A 19890-nucleotide genomic window follows, 5' to 3' on the forward strand; every position below is an offset into this window, starting at 1 on the left:
TTGGGCTCACTGTGTGGAGCACTGGCGCTCCACACGACATTGCTCAGGTGCTTGTGTGGAACATCTCTGCCCCACACAAGAGATTGCCCCGAATGTGTGGTGCGATGTTGCTCCACACATGATGGTGAAGCGCGTATTTTTCGCGCTGCGCGCAAGAAAATGTTATCAAACTGTTATCTGCAAAACTGGGATTGAAGTGGTCTGATACGTGGGAGACTCCTACAATAGCGCTTGTCGCTCATTGGAGAGAACGATGAGGGTAACGATGCTCTTCGTACAGGGTAATCAGTGTGGAGGAATTCCGAGCACGTGTGTACGAGTTGCATCGACTCGACAAATTGATACCGAAGTCGGTATCGCGGAAAGAAGGAGTATATTCTAAATGTCTGTCCCCCCCCCCTAGTGAAAATCAGTGCGTCGGCAGCTGCTATCGCATGTTGCTTCGCTTTTTCCCTGCCCGCACTTGACGGTTTGGCGTCTGCCGAGGAGACCGCAGGCGTCAATCTTGTGGAAAACGGTGATTTCGAGAGCGGTACCACGGCATGGAAGCCGGGCACCGTATGGGATTCCAGCAAAGCGCAGATTGCCGCAGTGGGTGATGACGTACATGGCGGCAAAACCGCGTTGAAAGTATCTGGTCGCGCCTCCACCGACGCTGGCGTGGTTCAGTCTCTGAACGGCAAAGTGGCCAAAGGTGAAAACTACACGGGATCCATGTGGGTCAAATCCACTGAAGATGCCGTGTTCAACATCACCATCTGCTCTGGCAACGGCAGTGGCTGCGGGCAGATTGCGACCGCAGCAGTGAAGTCCGGTGCGTGGTCGGAAGTCACAGGCTCCGCAGAACTGTCAGGCAACGGTGACTACGAGAGCCCGTACCTTGTGGTGGAGACCTCGTGGAACAGTGGCAAAACCGGGGATTTCTTGGTGGATGACGTCATGCTGAACGGAAGCGCGTCGGAACCCATCGTTCGTCCTGAAGGAACCGCCAAAGCGGCCAAGCAGATTGGTGAATCGAATCCGATTATCGACTACTGGTATGGTGCCGACCCGTGGGCCATGGAGTATGACGGACGTGTGTACGTATACACCACCGGCGACGCCACATCCGTCAATGCGGACGGATCGTTGACCTACGACTACGAGTATGACTCTAAAGGCAACATCAAAGACAACTCCTTCAGTTCGGTGAAGACCATCAACGTGCTGTCCACCGCCGACATGGTCAATTGGCGCAATGAAGGATACATCCGTGTAGCTGGAGAGCAGGGTGTGGCCAAGTGGGCCTCGCACTCGTGGGCTCCGGCAGTGACTCATAAGACCATCGATGGCAAAGAGAAGTTCTTCCTCTATTTCGCTAATGGAGGCAGCGGCATTGGTGTGCTAACTTCTGATTCTCCGGTGGGGCCGTGGCATGATGAGCGTGGCGAACTGCTTATCAAGGGTGGCACTCAGGCTGCGCAGGGTGTCGTGTGGCTGTTCGACCCGGCCGTGTTCACCGATGACGATGGCACTGGTTACCTCTATTATGGCGGCGGCGTGCCCGAGGGGCAGCGCGAGCATCCGAACACGGCTCGCGTCATCCAACTCGGCGACGATATGATCAGCACTGTGGGCGACGCGAAGCCCATCGACGCACCCGCCATGTTCGAGGATTCCGGCATCGCCAAAATCGGCGACACCTACTACTACTCGTACTGCACGAACTTCAGTCACGACAAGGTAATCGACGGCCATACCATCGGCTATGGCAACATCGCCTACATGACCTCCAAGAACCCGATGGGCCCCTTCACCTACCAGGGGGAGATCATGCAGAACCCGAGCAAGTACTTCGACGTAGGCGGCAACAACCATCATGCGATGGTCCGGCTCGGCGACTCTTGGTACATGGTCTACCACGCGCAGACCGTGGCCAAGGAGCTGACGCAGGGTGGCAACCTCGATAAGGCACGCGGCTACCGCAACACGCATGTCGACCCGATTACCATCAACGAGGACGGCAGTATCGCCGACATCCCGATGACGAAGAAGGGGCTCGATCAGGTCCGGAAGCTTGACGCATACCCGGACGGCGGCATCAGCGCCTCCACCATTGCATGGGACTCCGGTATTCAGGACGCCTACGACAAGTCATCCGGCGTGCGCGTGGTCGACCTGACTGCGGACAATTCGGAAGGGCAGAAGCTCAGCAACATCAACGACGGCGAATGGACGTCGCTGTCACAGGTCGATTTCGGTGAGCAGGGCGCGAAGTCCATCACGGTCCATGCGGCAGGCAAGGCTGGCGGCCGGATCGAAGTGAGGCTTGACGGCACCGACACCGAACCCGTGGCCGTAGTGGATATCCCCGCTGGCGACGGCGGCGTCTACAACGACTACACGGCGGAACTGTCCGGTGTGAACGGCGTACACAACGTGTTCTTCACCTTCCGTGGAGCACAGGACGACGATTCCAATCCGGAACTGTTTGACATCACCGGCTACGTGTTCACCGCGAATGCCACCAATCCAGATCCGGATCCGGATCCGACTCCCGGTGACGGCGATCAGGGCAAGGATGATGCCGGTAAGGACGATGGCAAGGACGATCAGGATGGGGATCAGCAGCCGTCCCATCGTCTGCCGTCCACTGGCACCGCCGTGCTGGGCCTGTCCGGCGCCGTGGTGGCGTTGGCCGTTGCCGGTGTCGGTCTGACGGTTTGGCGCAAACGCCGCGCATGACCCATTGCGGAGCGGCGCGTCCGGCCCACAATTCGTCTTCGTCCCCTGACGAGTCTCCGTCAGCGGCGGCTTGATCGTCACTGACGGTCACGAGGTTCGTCGTCTTTTCTTCCAGCGGCGAACCCCACTTTGACGGTCCGGCGCGTCCTCCCACTGTGCCCGTAGGACTGTCATATACACAAACATGAGATAAATACGACAAGGGAATCTATGAACACATCCATTGTGCTGCGCCGGCTTGCCGGCGTGGTCGCCAGCGCTGTGACGTTAGGTTTGGGCGCCACGGTATGCATCCCCGCATCGGCTGCGGACATCCCATACACGTCCGATCGAAGCTACACGACGACGGACAACGCGGACGGCACGTACTCGATTCCGCTGCTCAACTCCGACGTGCCTGACATCAGCGTGATGCGTCTGCCCAAAGACGATCCCAAGAACCAGGAAGGGCGCGACGTGTACTACATGGTGAGCACCACCATGGAGCTCAGTCCCGGAGCCCCAATCATGAAATCCTACGATCTGGTCAACTGGCGAATCGTCACCTACGTCTATGACCGTATCTCCATGAGCGACGCCTCCTCGCTGCGCAATGGCGCCAGCTCGTACGGAGAAGGGGAGTGGGCTCCGTCCATCCGATACCATAACGGCCGGTTCTACGTGCTGTTCAACACCAATAACTTGGGCGGTGCGTTCATCTACTTCACCGATGACATCGAACATGGAACTTGGACCAAAGTCACGTTGGGACGCGGATTCCACGATCCGTCCTTGTACTTCGACGACAATGACGATCCTTGGATCATCTCCGGAGTCAACGAATACAAGCTCGACAAAAGCGATCTGAAGACCGTGGTGGAGACTCATGAGAACATCATCTCCGCAGAACAGTTCAAGGACGCGCTGGGTGAAGTGCCCCACGGATTCGAAGGCTCGCAGGTCTTCAAAATCGGCGACTACTACTACACGCCGACCATCTACTGGGGCAAGGACGGACGCACGGTCATGCTGCTGCGGACCACCGACCTGCTGGACGGCACAAAATACGAGGCGCGTAAGTACGCGCTCAGCGGATTCGCCCAAGGCAGTCTGGTGGAAGTGGCAAACCCGGACGGCAAAGGAACACACTGGGAGGGATTCTTCTTCCGCGACACCTATCCGACCGGCCGCATCCCCGGTCTGATTCCCGCCGTATGGGGAGACGACGGATGGCCCGTCTTCGGCGACGATAACCATGTGACGGCGGGCGACGTCTACGACAAGCCGATTGCCCTGCCGGACGAACTGGAGCGTCTTGTGCGCTTGCAGGGCGTGGTGAATTCCGACGACTTCGACAACGACGCCCCGCATCAAAGCTATCAGGACCAAGACTGGTGGACGCTGGAAGAAGCTCCGGAAGCGGGTAGCAGCGAAGTGATCGTCAACGGCGAAGTCAACGGACAATCCGGCTGGGAAGGACGTGAACAGGCCAAGATCTCCCTCGGCTACACAACCAACCACAGCGCGCCGAACTCGCTGCAGGTGACCGACCGAACCGCGACAGGTGCGGGCCCCTCCCAATCGGTGAAGGGCAAGGTCATCGCAGGCGGCACGTATCAGCTATCCGCGTGGGTGCTGTACAAGGAAGGCCCGGACAACAAGACGTTCAACTTCACCATCCGGGACAAGAACAAGGCCTACGTGATGGCATCGGCGAACGCGCGTAAGGGCGAATGGACGCAGATCAGCGGCACATACACGCTGCCCGAACAATTCGACGCGGACAGTGCGGAAGTGTTCTTCGAAACACCCTGGACGGCGACCCCTGATGCGACGAACGACCTGATGAACTTCTTCGTTGACGATATCTCGATGAAGGGAGACAGCACCAAGGAATACGCTGTTCCGGAAGAGTATAAGCCGAACGGCTCCAACCTCGACATGGTCTGGGAGTGGGCGCACAACCCGGACAATCGGTACTGGTCTCTGACGGACCGTGACGGATGGCTGAGGCTGACCAACGGCCACACGGTATCGAAGACCGCAAAATACATGAAGGGCACGCACGGCGACCTCACCTACTTCGAAACAGCCCGTAACATGCTTTCGCAACGCACCTTCGGAGGCAACATGTCCATCGAAACCAAGATGGACGTAAGCGGCATGAAGGACGGTGATACCGCGGGCATTGCCACCTACACGCGAAGCTTCTCCTACGCGGCGGTGCGTCAGGAAAACGGCAAACGCACGTTGGGCGTGGTGAAACGCATCTACGATAACGGCAAGAAGGACGCCGAAGGCAACATCATCGACGACACCATCGACCGTGACAAGGTCGAGTCCTTCGTGGAAGGTACCACGGTGGAACTGGGAGATCACACCGAGGTGTGGCTCAAAAGCGACAACGTGCTCGACGAAAGCAGCGGCAAACTGACCATCCGATACCTCTACAGCCTCGACGGCAGGACCTGGAATGAGTTGGGAGGGCAGCAGGGACCCTTCGGTTACGATTGGAGCCTTTCCCACTTCAAGGGATACCGCATCGGTCTGTTCAACTATGCCAAGGCCGTCACCGGCGGCTACGTGGACTTCGACTACTACAGCCTGAGCGACGTGCTTAGCGCCGATGGGAAAGCCGTATCCACCGACCGGTTGCAAGCGGCAATCGCCGAGGCAAAATCACTGCGGCATGACGAATATCCTGCGGAGGACTGGGCCGAACTGCAGACACTGCTGAAGAAGGCCGAGACCGCGCTCGTCTCCAACCCCTCCACGCAGAACGAAGTCGATGCGCCACAGCGCGCGCTGTCCGTGCAGTTGGCCCAACTGGCGGTCGACCGTGAGAAAAGCACGAATCCGAGTCCGGACCCGACTCCGGATCCCGGTGACGGCGATCAGGGCAAGGATGATGCCGGTAAGGACGATGGCAAGGACGATGGCAAGGACGATCAGGATGGGGATCAGCAGCCGTCCCATCGTCTGCCGTCCACTGGCACCGCCGTGCTGGGCCTGTCCGGCGCCGTGGTGGCGTTGGCCGTTGCCGGTGTCGGTCTGACGGTTTGGCGCAAGCGTCACGCCTGACCGTAATCCGCACGGAACATACGAAAGGGGGTCGGTTCACACTGTGTGAACCGACCCCCTTCGTATCCCCTGATTACGCGAGACGGGTCAGTGAGTCAATCGAATAGGCTCACTCGCCGTACTCGTGCACCACGTGGAACACGTGCGCGACATCGGCCCACGGGGCGAGGGAGACGTAGTTGTCCCAGCTCCAGGCGAAATCGCGTCCGGTGAGCTCGTCGCGCATATGCGCGCCCCACTTCGGATCGACGCCGAACTCCGGCATCTCGAAGTGGACCGTCGCCTGATGCGCGTTGTGGCAGTCGAGGTTCACGACCACGACCAGCGTCTCCGGCTTGCCGGACTTCGTGAGCTCGGCCGGCGTGTGGCGCGCGAACGCGATGATGTTCGGATCGCTCGTCTCCAGCACATGCAGGTTGTGGTAGCTGAACGCCTCCACATGCTCGCGGCGGATGCGGTTCAGCGAGGTGAGCAGTTCGGCGATGCCGTACTTGTCCGCCGAATCCCAATCGCGCACCTTGATTTCGTACTTCTCGTTGTTGCGCTGCTCCTCGAAACCGGGGCGCTGCTTGTTCTCGATGAGTTCGAAACCGTTGTAGATGCCCCAGCTCGGGCTTCCCATCGCGGCGAGCACCGCGCGCACCGCGTGGCCGGCGATGCCGTTGTCGCGCACGTAGGCGGTGAGGATGTCCGGCGTGGTCGGCCAGAACGTGTTGTGCTGGTAGTAGCCGTCGTCGCCGTTCGTGGTCTGCAGGTACTCCTCGAGCTCCTCCTTGGTGTTGCGCCACGGGAAGTAGCAGTGCGACTGCGTGAAGCCCACGTAGCTCAGGGCGCGCATCATGCCCGGGCGGGTGAACGCCTCGGCGAGGAACAGCACCTCCGGGTGGCGCTTCGTGACGGCGGCGATGACGTCCTGCCAGAAACGCACCGGCTTGGTGTGCGGGTTGTCGACGCGGAAGATCGTCACACCCGCCTCGATCCACAGATCCATGACGCGTTCGACCTCACGCTCGATGCCGGGCATGTCCGCGTTGAAGTCGATCGGGTAGATGTCCTGATACTTCTTCGGCGGGTTCTCGGCGAACGCGATCGTGCCGTCCGGCTTGGTGCGGAACCAGTTCGGATGCTCCTTGACCCACGGGTGGTCGGGCGAACACTGCAGGGCGAAGTCGAGCGCGATCTCCAAGCCCAGATTATGTGCCTTCGCGCACAGGGCCTTGAAATCGTCCATCGTGCCGAGCAGCGGGTCGACCGTGTCATGGCCGCCGAGCTCGGAACCGATGCCGAACGGCGAACCCGGATCATCCGGACCGGCGACCAGCGTGTTGTCCTTGCCCTTGCGGTTCGTCACGCCGATCGGGAAGATCGGCGGCAGGTAGACGATGTCGAAGCCCTCGGCCTTCGCGCGCTCCAGACCGGAGACGGAGGTCTTCAGCGTGCCCTGCACGATCTTCTTCGTCTCCGGATCGACGTAGGCGCCTTCGGAACGCGGGAAGAACTGGTACCAGGCGGCGAAGCTGGACTTCGGGCGCTGCACGAGAAAACGCTGCGGCGCGCTCGCGGACAGGCCGTCGCGCAGCGGGTTGGTCTCATGCAGGGCGGCGACCTCGTCGCCGGTGGCGGCGGCGAGACGCTGCTCGGGGGAAAGCGTCTTGTCGGCCATGGTCTTGGCGGCCTCCTCAAGCACCTTGCGCTGCGGCGCCTTGAGCTTCGCGTCGCGCGTGTGCGCCCAGCGGTCGAGCAGCTGCGCGCCGGAGATCAGCGCGTTCTCGACATCGTCGTTCACCTTCACCTTGATGGCGGCGTCGTGCAGCCAGGAACGGTAGGTGTCCTCCCAACCTTCGACGGTGACGCTCCACTCGCCGAGCTGACGCTTGACCTGCGCGAACTCGGGCTCCCACGGCTTGACGTCGGAGTGCTCGCCGCAGGTGAGGGTCACGGCCCAACGGTCGAGGCCCGCGTTGACGCACGTCATCGGCAGACGCTGCATCTCCTTGCCGCGGTGGTTGCGCACGACCGCGGTCGCGCCGACCTTCGTGCGCCCCTCGATGAACACCTGTGCGGTGACCTCGAACGGTTCGCCGAGTTCGACGCGCGCCGGGTAGATGCCGCGCTCCTCGTTCGGGGTGACGTCAAGGATGTTGATGCGGCCGAACTGGCCCGGTTCGGTGACGGGAATCGGCTGCGCCGGGGTCTCGCCCGCGACGGTCACCGCGATCTGGGCCGGCTGCGCGGCCTTGCGCCTGCGCGTAGTGGTATGTGTGGCAGTGCGCTTCCTCGTGGTCTTCGCGGCTCGGGCGCCCTTCTTCGCCTCGTCCGCGGTACTGCTCTCTGCTGCCTTCGTATCAGCCATGGCGTTACTCATCTCGCTGCTGGTCGTCTTCGACATGGCGACCTCCTCCTTACTTCTGACGCGTGACCGCGCTGTCGTCATATGGACGGACGCACGGTCTGGATGTGCCACGGCACCCATTGTAGGGACGGGTATGCGCAATATTCGGGGCCGCAGGCCCGCCACTGTGGATAACCCGGTGGAAGGGCGACAACGTTTGTGGAAAACCTCGCCATATGCACCCCCGAATCGGCGCGATGTGGATAAGCAACCGTTTGGGGTTATCCACAACACGCGCGGGCGAGGGGGCTCCGACCACAATCCCCGGAAAACAGGCGCACGATGGGGCGCGTCTGCCAGTCTGGAAGGGTCCGCCGGCGGTCAGCGCGGACGACACGGACGGGACGCCGCGCGGCGCCCCACGACAGGGAGGAACGGTTATGTTCGAGGAACACGATGGCAGGCCAGATGTCTCACATGACGGAACCATGCACGGTTCGGCGTCCGCGCGGGGAGGCCCGCCGGGCGCGTCGAGGCCACGGCCTCGCGGCGGACATCGGGAAGCCGGCATCCTGCACGGTTGCCGTAACGCGGCGCGTGCGGCGGCCGAAACCATGGCGGCGCTGCTCGCCGCGACGGCGATGGTGCTATGCGCCGCTCCAACGGCCTTCGCCGCAGGGCTTCAGCTCCCACCGGACAACACGTACCTGAACTACGCCATCGACGGCGACACGCTCTCCATCGGCGCCATCCGCAAGACCGGCGACGGGCGTCTCGTCTACTGCATGGAAGCGGGCAAGAAGTCCACGAGCGACTACGGCTCGTCAAGCATCGTCGATGACAGTCAGGCCGCGAGGAACATCGCATGGCTCACCGACCACTACAGGGAGCATCGCGACGCACGCACACACGCCGCGATCGGCATCCTCGTACACGATCATTTCGACACGAATCCCGCGCAATGGCAACGACACTATGCCCAGATCCGACAGGAACACCCCGGACTCGACGCCCGCGCGGCGGAACTGTGGGCCGAAGCCGAAGCGCGCGTGCCCACGGGCATCAGCGTCACATCGGATGTGGTCGACGGCATCCGCAGCGGATGGGTGGACGTGCGCGTCGTCAACGCGCGTGGTGAGGCCATCGCCGGCATCGGATACAGCCTGCGCATCGAAGGCCCCGCGCAGTTCGACGCGTCCGACGGCCACGCGGCGGGCGCGGTCGTCACCGGCACCACCGACATACGCACGATACGCCACACCTGGTCCGCGACCGGCAAAGGCGAGGTGAAGGTGCACTCCAGCTACGAGAACCTGCGTCTCGAACGGTTCGACAGCAACCAGGACTACATCGGATTCGGCAGGCAGGACAGCGTGTCCAACGTGGGCGTCGCCTTCCGCGTGCGCAAGGACTTCACGCCCACGCTCGCCACCGTCACGTCAAGCAAGATCGTCGACGCGGGTCAGCCCGTCGCCGACGAGGTGACGTCCGGCACCACCGGCGACGACAGCCACTGGCCTGAAGGAATGGAGTTCGTCGCCGACGGATACTACTTCGACGACATCGCCTCCGACCGTCTCGTAGACCGTATGGAACCACAGGCGGGCGAAAGCGTCGAGGACTTCCTCGCGCGCGTCGAACGCCGCGGCTACACGCCCGCCGCGTGGGGCAAGGCCACGTTCACCGGCTCCGGGCAACAGGTGACGGCCCACGCGAAGACGAAGAAAGGCGAACCGTACCGGGCGCCGGCGCGAGGCGGTATCGGCACCTGGGTGTGGGCGTTCGACGCGTCGAAGCAAAGCGACAAGGCGAAAGGGTATCTGCTCGCCGACACGGTCACGCCGTTCCTCGACGCCGCGGAGAGCAACTCGAACCGTGCGAAAGTGGAGGTCGAATCGAACGCGACCGAACATTCCGCGCAAGTCGGGTCGCATCTGAGCGACACGATCACGGTCAGCGGATTCCCGGACGACCACGGCTCGTTCGCCGGGGACGAGACCTACGGGATCGGCGCCGATCAGCCGCTCGCCCAGGTGAGCGTATGGTGGTCGGGCGATCCGAACGACCCCTCCAACGACGATGCGTTCAAACCCGAAGGAGCCCAGGAACCCAAGGAGGACGCCAACCACCGGCTCGTGGGCACATGGGACTATCCGGCCGTCAACGGGCGCATCCGCGTGGGCGCCGGTTCGCCCGACGCACACGGCGAACCGGTCGAGATCATCGCCGAAACGCACGGCTGGTACGTGTTCGTATGGAAGTTCGCCGGCGACGACCGTGTGATGCCCGCCGCCAGCCGGTACGACGACAAATGGGAGCACACGCGCGTGACCGAGGACGAGCCGTGCGAGCCGGAGGAGCCTTGTGAACCGGAAGAGCCGTGCGAGCCGGAGGAGCCATGCGAACCGGAGGAACCGTCGGAACCGGAGGAGCCGTGCGAGCCCGGGGAGCCCGGTGAACCGAGGGAGCCGTGCGAGCCCGAGGAACCGCTGCCGGTCACTGGCGTGAACGTGGCGGCGGCGTTCGGCATCGGCGTCTCCGCGCTCGCGGTCGGCTCGTTCATGCTCGCCGTGATCCGTCGCCGCAGCCTGTAATCCCCATATCTTCCATCCCCGGCTTCTCTATCTCCATCTCCGCGCGATTTTGGTGCGCCAATCGGGTGATTTGCGCACCAAAATCGCGCGGAGTATGAAGAATAAACGAAAGGCGCCGGAAATCATTGTGATTCCCGGCGCCTTGTATTGGTAGCGGGGCAAGGATTTGAACCTTGGACCTCTGGGTTATGAGCCCAGCGAGCTACCGAGCTGCTCCACCCCGCGACGGCTTGTCTTTGTGACAGCTCTATCTAAGATACGGGCTTAAGCGTATATGTCAAGCTCTCGCGTCTTCGGCGTGTCGCGCGTATGATAATCGGCCATAACAAAGAAGTATGACCGCGGATTATGCCGCATATCCGCACGACGGCCATAATGAAGACATGCCTATCAAGATCCCCAGCGGCCTTCCGGCCAGAGCCATACTCGACTCGGAACGCATCTTCGCGCTCGAGAAGCCCGAGGCGGAGCGTCAGCGCGTCCGCCCGCTCAAACTGGTGATCCTGAACCTCATGCCCAAGAAGATCGAGACGGAGACCCAGCTGCTGCGTCTCATCTCCAAATCCCCGCTGCAGGTCGAGGTCGACTTCATGAAGACCTCCACGCACGAGTCCACGCACGTCTCGGCCGACCATCTGCTCAAGTTCTACGAGAATCTCGACGCGTTCGCCGACAACTACTACGACGGCTTCGTCGTCACCGGCGCGCCGGTCGAGCATCTGCCGTTCGAACAGGTCGACTACTGGGAGGAGTTCAAGACCATACTCGACTGGGCGTCGACGCACGTGTTCTCCACGATGTACCTGTGCTGGGGCGCGATGGGCGCGCTCTACGAACGCTACGGCGTGCGCAAGGTCGACTACGCCGAGAAGATCTTCGGCGTCTTCCCGCAGTACCTGCAGGACGAATACTGCTTCCTGACGAACGGATTCGACGAGATCGACCTCCAGCCGCATTCGCGTCTCGCCGGTGTGAACGAGGACGACGTGCGCGCGAACCACGATCTGCAGATCCTCACCTGGGGGCCGCAGTCCGGCCCGGGACTCATCGCCACGCGCGACTTCTCCGAGGTGTTCGCGCTCGGGCACTGGGAGTACGGCAAGTACACGCTCGCCGAGGAGTACGAGCGCGACATGGCGAAGGGCATGACGAACGTGCCGTTCCCGGTCAACTATTTCCCGCATGACGATCCGTCCATCGAACCGCTGTTCGCATGGCGCGCGCACGCGAACCTGCTGTGGCGCAACTGGCTGAACTGGGTGTACCAGACCACGCCGTACGACTTGAGCGAGGTGCCGGATCTGCGTGCGCAGAAGCGTCTAGGCACGGACCGGTCCATCCGCCACGAGCCGGGAGGCCCCCGCAAGGACGATTTCGCGCCGTTCGCGTACGACGGATACGGCGTGATCCGCGGCTGACGCGCGTCTCGCGCGACGGGACGTGCGCGACGCGCGACAGGACGTCGCGTGCGCGTCGCGCCACACGTCCCGCGCGTCGCGCGCCGCGTGTCGCAGTTCGACAGGCGGACAGCATGATGGTCACTATGTGGACTGTCGATATGGTCACAATATGGTCACGAAAAGCGGCGACGCCCCTGCGCGGACACGTGACGAACCGCGGCGGCGCAACGTTAAATGCGACAACACGCCGGATTCCCGGCTATTTGGAATTGTCCCAAGACAGGCCAATAATCACAGTCAGTCATTCGGAGCCGAATGCCGGTCCGGCTCCATGCCGCGCCGACGGCTCCGAAGAGGGAAGACGGACGACGGACGTTACTGACGTGTCACATTCGCCGGCCCGATTGGTCTAAACTGACACCTGACCAGAAGAAGCAGGAGGCGCGAATGATTGGTGCTGCACTAGGCACGTGGACGCTGGCAAGCGCGACGCAGCCGGAATACCCGAGCATAAACGATTTTCTCCCTCCGGAACTGCTGTTCCAGGGAACGCCGTTCGCCATCAATCGAATCATCCTTGTCCGCATCATCGCGACCATCATCATGCTCGTCGTGCTGGGCGTGACCGCGAGCCGCGTCAAGCTCATCCCCGGCCGCTGGCAAGGCGCCGTCGAATGGCTCATCGAATTCGTGCGCGACCAGATCGTCTACCAGGTGATGGGCGAGCTGCGCGGCAAGCGCTACGTGCCGATGGTCACCACCGTGTTCTGCACGCTGCTCGTGTTCAACCTGTGCGGCATCATCCCCGGCTTCAACATCGCGGCCTCCGCCACGATCACCCTGCCGCTCGTGTTCGCCATGTGGTGCTTCTGCCAGTACTGGATCGCCGGCATCCGCGAGAAGGGCCTCGGCCACTTCCTGCGCGACGAGCTCTTCCCGAAGGGCGTGCCCGCGCCGATCTACATCCTGCTGTCGCCGATCCAGCTGCTCGAGCTGCTCATCATCCGCCCGTTCTCGCTGACGATCCGACTCTTCGCCAACATGGTCTCCGGCCACCTCATCCTCGGCCTGTGCCTGTCGGCCACGCAGTTCTTCCTCATCGACATCGCCAACAAGGCGATGATGCCGTTCGGTGTGATCACATTCGCCGCCGGCATGTTCATGTTCCTGTTCGAGGCGCTGGTCGCCTGCCTGCAGGCCTACATCTTCGCGATCCTGACGACCGCGTACATCAATATGAGCTTCCCCGAGGCCGACTGACCTAGGGTTAGAAACTGTTGCTATCACGGCAATAACCAGAAAGGAAACCACCATGGATATCGTTACCCTCGCTGAGGTTGCGGGCAACCTGAACGTCGTCGGCTACGGCCTTGCGGCCATCGGCCCTGGCATTGGTCTGGGCATCCTGATCGGCAAGACCATCGAGAGCACGGCCCGTCAGCCCGAACTCGGCGGCCGTCTGCAGACGCTGATGTTCCTTGGTCTGGCGTTCGTCGAGGTGCTGGCGCTGCTCGGCTTCGTCGCCGCGTTCATCTTCCAGTGATCGAAAGCCCATCAGAAACGCATTTCCAAGGACATGAAAGGAGGAAGACGCTATGGTGACCGAAGCGGCAAGCGGCGTTGAGCTGTTCCTGCCGGAGACTTATGACATCGTGTGGTCTCTGATCATCCTCGTCATCGTCGCCGTATTCTTCTACAAGTTCTTCCTGCCGAAGTTCCAGGCCGTGTTCGATGAGCGCGCCGCGAAGATCGAAGGCGGCATCGCCAAAGCCGAACAGGCCCAGAAGGACGCCAACGAGGCCAAGGCCAAGTACGAGGCCCAGCTGAGCTCGGCCCGCGTCGAAGCCTCCAAGATCCGCGACGACGCCCGTGCGGAAGCCGCCCACATCGTCTCCGATGCGCGTACCCGCGCCGAGGCCGATGCGGCGCAGATCACCGCCAACGCCCAGCGTTCGCTCGAATCGCAGCAGCAGCAGGCCCTCGTCTCGCTCAAGGGCGAGGTCGGCACGCTCGCCACCGCTCTGGCCGGCAAGATTCTCGGCGCCAAGCTCGAGGACAAGGACGTGCAGACGTCGATGATCGATTCGATGCTTGACGATCTGGACGCCAAGAAGTGAACATCCGCAACGAGAAAGGGAGGTGACCATGCGAGGAGAGGCATCTCGTATTGCAGACCGCGAGTCGCGTGATTCGCTGGCCCCGAAGCTGCGCGACACCCGTGAGGACGCGTGGCGGATCGGCAACGAACTGTTCACGATCACCCGTGTGCTGGATGAGAACATCGCGCTGGAACGCGCGCTGACCGATCCTTCCCGCCCGGTCGCCGACAAGGTGGCCGTCGTCAGGACGCTCGTCGGCGACCGCGTGCACCCGATGACGATGGAGATCATGACCGATCTGGTCGGCCGCCGCTGGAGCAAGGCGCGGCACATCGCCAACGCCGTCGAGGACTTCGGCGTCGACGCGATGATGTACTACGCGGACGCCACCGGCGCCACGCTGAAGGTGTCCATCGAGCTCTCCCAGCTGAATTCCGCCCTGCTGACCCTGCCGGTCGTGCGCGCCAAGCTGTACGACGACCAGGCCACCAGCGAGGCGCGCGTCGCGCTGTTCCGCGAGCTGTTCGGCGGCAAGGGCCTCAACAAGGTGACCATGCGCCTCGCCGAGCACGCCACGTGCAACCTGCGCCGCCGCCGCTACCTGGAGACCATCCAGTGGCTGATCAACAAGTTCACGCGCCACATGGGGCAGTCGATGGTCACCGTGACCACCGCCACCCCGCTGACGAGCGAACAGATCCACCGCCTGGAGAAGATCTATTCGGCGAAGGTCGGACGCACGGTGCACATCAATTCCGTGGTGGATCCGTCCGTGCTGGGCGGCATGCGCGTCCAGGTCGGCGACGAGGTCACGGACAACACCGTGGTCGCACAGCTCGAACATCTGCATCGTACGGTGAAGGCCGGCGCGAACTGAGCCGGGACCGACCCCATCCCCATACGCCGCGGCGCGTGCGTGCGCAACGCCCGCTGCGCGGCTGAACACAACAGACTTGCACTGAGCAAGAAAACCAATTGAAGGAGTGATCATGGCAGAACTGACCATCGATCCCGCCTCGGTACGCAAAGCCTTGGACGACTTCGTGTCGTCCTACCAGCCGAGCGACACCCCCACCCAGGAGGTGGGCTATGTCGACACGGCCGGTGACGGCATCGCGCACGTGACGGGGTTGCCTGGTTGCATGGCCAATGAGCTGCTGACGTTCGAAGACGGCACGCTCGGCCTGGCGTTCAACCTTGACGCCCGTGAGATCGGCGTGGTTATCCTCGGCGATTTCGCTGGAATCGAGGAAGGCCAGGAAGTGCGCCGCACCGGCGAAGTGCTCTCCGTGCCCGTCGGCGACGGCTACCTCGGCCGTGTCGTGGACCCGCTGGGCAAGCCTATCGACGGCCTCGGCGAGATCAAGAGCGAAGGCCGACGCATCCTCGAAGCCCAGGCTCCGGACGTGATGCACCGTCACCCGGTCGACGAGCCGCTGTCCACCGGACTCAAGGCCATCGACGCGATGACGCCGATCGGCCGCGGCCAGCGCCAGCTCATCATCGGCGATCGCCAGACCGGCAAGACCGCCATCGCGATCGATACGATCATCAACCAGAAGGCGAACTGGGAATCCGGCGACCCGAAGAAGCAGGTGCGTTGCATCTACGTCGCGGTCGGCCAGAAGGGCTCCACCATCGCCTCCGTGAAACAGAGCCTCGAAGACGCCGGTGCCATGGAGTACACCACCATCGTGGCCTCCCCGGCCTCCGACTCCGCAGGCTTCAAGTACATCGCCCCGTACACCGGCTCGGCCATCGGCCAGCACTGGATGTACAACGGCAAGCACGTGCTCATCGTCTTCGACGACCTGTCGAAGCAGGCCGAGGCGTACCGCTCAATCTCGCTGCTGCTCCGCCGCCCGCCGGGGCGCGAGGCCTACCCGGGTGATGTCTTCTACCTGCACTCCCGTTTGCTCGAACGCTGCGCGAAGGTCTCCGACGACCTCGGCGGCGGCTCGATGACGGGTCTGCCGATCGTCGAGACGAAGGCGAACGACGTGTCCGCCTACATCCCGACCAACGTGATCTCCATCACCGACGGCCAGATCTTCCTTCAGTCCGACCTGTTCAACGCCAACCAGCGTCCTGCAGTGGACGTCGGCATCTCCGTCTCCCGAGTCGGTGGCGCTGCACAGACGAAGGCCCTCAAGAAGGTCTCCGGCACGCTGAAGATCTCCCTGGCGCAGTACCGTTCGCTGGAATCCTTCGCGATGTTCGCCTCCGATCTGGACGCGGCCTCCAAGGCCCAGCTGACCCGTGGCGCCCACCTGACCGAGCTGCTCAAGCAGCCGCAGTTCCATCCGTATTCGATGGAGCAGGAGGTCGTCTCCGTCTGGACCGGCACCCACGGCAAGCTCGATGACCTCGAGCTCAAGGACGTGCTGCCGTTCGAGCAGGGACTGCTGGACTACCTCGATCACAACACCGACATCCTCAAGACCATCCGCGAGACCGAGGACTTCACCGCCGACACCGAGGCGGAGCTGGCCAAGGCCGTCGATGCGTTCCGTGCCACCTTCGTCTCCTCCGCCGGCAAGCCGCTGGTCGAGAAGAAGCCGGACGTGTCGCAGGCCGCACCGGTCGAGCAGGAAAAGATCGTGGCGGGAGAGAAGTAAGCCATGGGCTCGCAACTCGCATTGAAATCACGCATCCACTCCACCGAGTCGTTGGAGAAGATCTTCAACGCCCAGGAGATGATCGCGTCTTCGCACATCGCCAAGGCACGTGACGTCGCCTTGAACGCGAAGCCGTACACCGATGCGATTTTCGATGCCGTGCAAGCGTTGGTGGCACACACCCATATCACGCATCCGATCGCGGTGAAGGACGAGAACAACCCGCGCGTGGCCGTTCTCGCCCTCACCTCGGATCGTGGCATGGCCGGCCCGTACACCTCTTCGATCATCCGCGAGACCGAGTCGCTGCTGGCTCGTCTCGAGGGTGCCGGCAAGAAGCCGGAGCTGTTCGTGTACGGGCGTCGCGGTTCGACGTACTACAAGTACCGCAACCGTGACGTCGCGGCCACATGGGAGGGCGACACCGACCAGCCCGGCGTGGAAATCGCTGAGACGATCTCCAACACCCTGATGGACGCCTACATGAAGCCCGCTGACAAGGGTGGGGTCTCCGAGCTCTACATTGTCTACACCGAGTTCATCAACATGGTCGTCCAGAAGGTTCGCGTGCTGCGCATGCTGCCGGTGGAGATCGTCGGTGCGCCGACGGCCCGCGCCTCCGAGGAGGAGGCCTCCGATTCGTCCGACGTCTCGCCGCTGTACGCGTTCGAGCCGAGCCTCGACGAAGTGCTGGATGCGATTCTGCCGAAGTACATCCAGTCGCGTATCCACGAGTGCCTGCTGACCGCCGCCGCCTCCGAGACGGCGAGCCGTCAGAACGCCATGCACACGGCGACGGACAACGCACGCAATCTGGTCGACGACCTCACGCGCAAGCTCAACGCCTCGCGTCAGGCCTCGATCACGCAGGAACTTACCGAGATCATCGGCAGCGCCGACGCGCTGAATACAAAGGAAGAGTAGGAACGCACTATGGCTGAGAATCAGACCACTGTGGCTTCCGAGAGCAACGGCGAGCCGATCCACGGACGCGTCACCCGAGTCCAGGGTTCGGTTATCGACGTTGAGTTCCCGGTGGGCCACATGCCCGACATCTACAACGCCCTCAAGGTGACGATCGTCAACACGGGCGCGAAGGAGGAGGGCGAGGCCAAGCAGACCACGATCACCCTCGAGGTCGAGCAGCACCTCGGCGACTCCACCGTGCGCTGCGTCGCCCTGAAGCCGACCGACGGCCTGGTGCGTGGCGCTTCCGTGTTCGACACCGGCGCCCCGATCTCCGTGCCGGTCGGCGACGTGACCAAGGGCCACGTCTTCGACGTCGCGGGCAACGTGCTCAACAAGAAGCCGGACGAGACCATCACCGTGACCGAGCGTTGGCCCATCCACCGCAACCCGCCGGCATTCGACCAGCTGGAGTCCAAGACCCAGATGTTCGAGACCGGCATCAAGGTCATCGATCTGCTCACCCCGTACGTGCAGGGCGGCAAGATCGGTCTGTTCGGCGGCGCTGGCGTCGGCAAGACCGTGCTCATCCAGGAGATGATCCAGCGCGTGGCGCAGAACCACGGCGGCGTCTCCGTGTTCGCCGGCGTCGGCGAGCGTACCCGTGAGGGCAATGATCTGATCGGCGAGATGGACGAGGCCGGCGTGCTCGAGAAGACCGCCCTGGTCTTCGGCCAGATGGACGAGCAGCCGGGCACCCGTCTGCGTGTTCCGCTGACCGCACTGACCATGGCCGAGTACTTCCGCGACGTGCAGAACCAGGACGTGCTGCTGTTCATCGACAACATCTTCCGCTTCACGCAGGCCGGTTCCGAGGTGTCCACGCTGCTGGGCCGTATGCCTTCCGCCGTGGGCTACCAGCCGAACCTGGCCGACGAGATGGGTGCGCTCCAGGAGCGCATCACCTCGACGCGTGGCCACTCCATCACCTCGCTGCAGGCCATCTACGTGCCGGCCGACGATTACACCGACCCGGCCCCGGCCACGACCTTCGCCCACCTCGACGCGACGACCGAGCTTTCCCGCGACATCGCCTCGAAGGGCATCTACCCGGCCGTGGACCCGCTGAGCTCCACCTCGCGAATCCTCGATCCGCGTTACGTGGGCCAGAAGCACTACGAGTGCGCCAACCGCGTCAAGGCGATTCTGCAGCGTAACAAGGAGCTGCAGGACATCATCGCCCTGATCGGCATCGACGAGCTGTCCGAAGAGGACAAGACCACCGTGAACCGTGCCCGTCGCATCGAGCAGTTCCTCGGCCAGAACTTCTACGTGGCCGAGAAGTTCACCGGTCGCCCCGGCTCCTACGTGCCGGCCGACGAGACCATCGAGGCCTTCACCCGCATCTGCGACGGCGTGTACGACGACGTCCCGGAGCAGGCGTTCTCCGGCATCGGCGGCATCGACGATCTCGAAGAGAAGTGGCACAACATGCAGAAGGAACTGGGTGCGTGATGGCTGGATCGGAAAAGACCACGATGAAGGTGAACATCGTCGCCGCCGACCACCCCGTGTGGCACGGCGAGGCGAAAAGCGTGACCATCCCCGCCTCCGAAGGCGGCATGGGCATCCTGCCGAACCATGAGCCGGTGCTCACGGTCATCAAGCAGGGGACGCTCACTGTGGTCGAGCCCGACGATGACCGTCACATGTTCGAGGTGACCGACGGATTCATCTCCTTCGATTCGAACAAGCTCACCGTGGCCGTCGAGCGCGGCCGCGACGTGCAGCACACCAGCACCGAGCAGTGAGCCGAGGCGCGTCGTTCCGGCGGCGCACCCGCTCGCGTTCAGCTGCTTCAGGACCCCGACCATGCCCCGCATGGCTGGGGTCCTGCTTTTGTGTTTCCCATGGTGCGGTAAATCACCCATGGTGCGGTATGGGGAAACCGCATGATTCCGGGCTTATGAAGAAATGGTGTTACCGCACCATGGGAGGGTGGGCACTTTGGGTGGATGGGGTGGAGCGCCTGTTCCCAACTTATCCAGATTCAGCGGCGGGGAATACGGAGAACGGCCCATTGCTCCGTACAATCCGCCGCTGGGACATGGTCAGTGACCGATATTACGGAGGACAACCCTTTGCTCCGTACAATCC

General features: G+C 62.7%; 14 protein-coding genes and 1 tRNA gene. 13 read left to right on the forward strand and 2 right to left on the reverse strand.

Annotated elements, in window-relative coordinates:
• From BFAL_RS11645 to BFAL_RS09055, 3 genes are all read left to right on the forward strand, one after another.
• The coding region (locus BFAL_RS11645; protein WP_236691726.1) for a hypothetical protein at positions 1-205 on the forward strand (205 nt) is incomplete at its 5' end.
• A gap of 197 nt (positions 206-402) precedes the next feature.
• Positions 403-2724 carry a family 43 glycosylhydrolase gene (locus BFAL_RS09050; protein ID WP_152973614.1) on the forward strand — a complete coding sequence of 774 codons (2322 nt, stop codon included), beginning with the start codon at positions 403-405 and terminating at the stop codon, positions 2722-2724.
• A gap of 210 nt (positions 2725-2934) precedes the next feature.
• Positions 2935-5784: a beta-xylosidase family glycoside hydrolase gene (locus tag BFAL_RS09055; protein ID WP_152973615.1), complete on the forward strand. Its 2850-nt coding sequence runs from the start codon at positions 2935-2937 to the stop codon at positions 5782-5784.
• Between the two features lie 109 nt (positions 5785-5893).
• Here BFAL_RS09055 and BFAL_RS09060 read toward each other — a convergent pair whose 3' ends face one another.
• Entirely contained in the window at positions 5894-8137 is a 2244-nt protein-coding gene (locus BFAL_RS09060; RefSeq protein ID WP_055428098.1) for an alpha-1,4-glucan--maltose-1-phosphate maltosyltransferase, read from the reverse strand.
• Between the two features lie 593 nt (positions 8138-8730).
• Here BFAL_RS09060 and BFAL_RS11650 point away from each other — a divergent pair.
• The gene (locus BFAL_RS11650) at positions 8731-10710 is read left to right on the forward strand and encodes a hypothetical protein (RefSeq protein ID WP_055428062.1); all 1980 of its coding nucleotides are present in this window, start codon (positions 8731-8733) and stop codon (positions 10708-10710) included.
• A 148-nt stretch (positions 10711-10858) separates the two neighbouring features.
• On the opposite strand, the gene BFAL_RS09070 is transcribed toward BFAL_RS11650, so the two are convergent.
• Positions 10859-10935 (reverse strand) — tRNA-Met (locus tag BFAL_RS09070).
• Between the two features lie 158 nt (positions 10936-11093).
• Here BFAL_RS09070 and BFAL_RS09075 point away from each other — a divergent pair.
• From BFAL_RS09075 to BFAL_RS09115, 9 genes are all read left to right on the forward strand, one after another.
• Positions 11094-12128 carry a homoserine O-succinyltransferase gene (locus BFAL_RS09075; protein ID WP_055428099.1) on the forward strand — a complete coding sequence of 345 codons (1035 nt, stop codon included), beginning with the start codon at positions 11094-11096 and terminating at the stop codon, positions 12126-12128.
• Positions 12129-12557: 429 nt separating this feature from the next.
• On the forward strand, positions 12558-13370 hold the full coding sequence (gene atpB, locus BFAL_RS09080; protein ID WP_055428063.1) for a F0F1 ATP synthase subunit A: 813 nt from the start codon (positions 12558-12560) through the stop codon (positions 13368-13370).
• A gap of 52 nt (positions 13371-13422) precedes the next feature.
• Positions 13423-13653, forward strand: coding sequence for an ATP synthase F0 subunit C (atpE, locus tag BFAL_RS09085; RefSeq protein WP_004219171.1), 231 nt, complete (start codon positions 13423-13425; stop codon positions 13651-13653).
• 55 nt (positions 13654-13708) lie between these two features.
• Positions 13709-14227, forward strand: coding sequence for a F0F1 ATP synthase subunit B (locus tag BFAL_RS09090; protein WP_174514774.1), 519 nt, complete (start codon positions 13709-13711; stop codon positions 14225-14227).
• Positions 14228-14255: 28 nt separating this feature from the next.
• A complete protein-coding gene (locus BFAL_RS09095; RefSeq protein WP_055428065.1) occupies positions 14256-15086 on the forward strand; it encodes a F0F1 ATP synthase subunit delta in 831 nt (276 codons plus the stop codon).
• Positions 15087-15198: 112 nt separating this feature from the next.
• Complete coding sequence (gene atpA / locus BFAL_RS09100; protein WP_055428066.1) at positions 15199-16827, forward strand: F0F1 ATP synthase subunit alpha; 1629 nt, start codon at positions 15199-15201, stop codon at positions 16825-16827.
• Between the two features lie 3 nt (positions 16828-16830).
• Positions 16831-17751 (forward strand): F0F1 ATP synthase subunit gamma, encoded by a 921-nt coding sequence (locus BFAL_RS09105; RefSeq protein ID WP_055428067.1) that lies wholly within the window; start codon positions 16831-16833, stop codon positions 17749-17751.
• A 9-nt stretch (positions 17752-17760) separates the two neighbouring features.
• Positions 17761-19248: a F0F1 ATP synthase subunit beta gene (atpD, locus tag BFAL_RS09110; protein WP_055428068.1), complete on the forward strand. Its 1488-nt coding sequence runs from the start codon at positions 17761-17763 to the stop codon at positions 19246-19248.
• Entirely contained in the window at positions 19248-19544 is a 297-nt protein-coding gene (locus BFAL_RS09115; RefSeq protein ID WP_055428069.1) for a F0F1 ATP synthase subunit epsilon, read from the forward strand. The genes atpD and BFAL_RS09115 overlap by 1 nt, the downstream gene beginning before the upstream one ends.
• The last annotated feature ends 346 nt before the right edge of the window (positions 19545-19890 follow it).

This window comes from Bifidobacterium aesculapii (genome assembly GCF_001417815.1).
In the GTDB taxonomy this organism is placed as follows: domain Bacteria; phylum Actinomycetota; class Actinomycetes; order Actinomycetales; family Bifidobacteriaceae; genus Bifidobacterium; species Bifidobacterium aesculapii.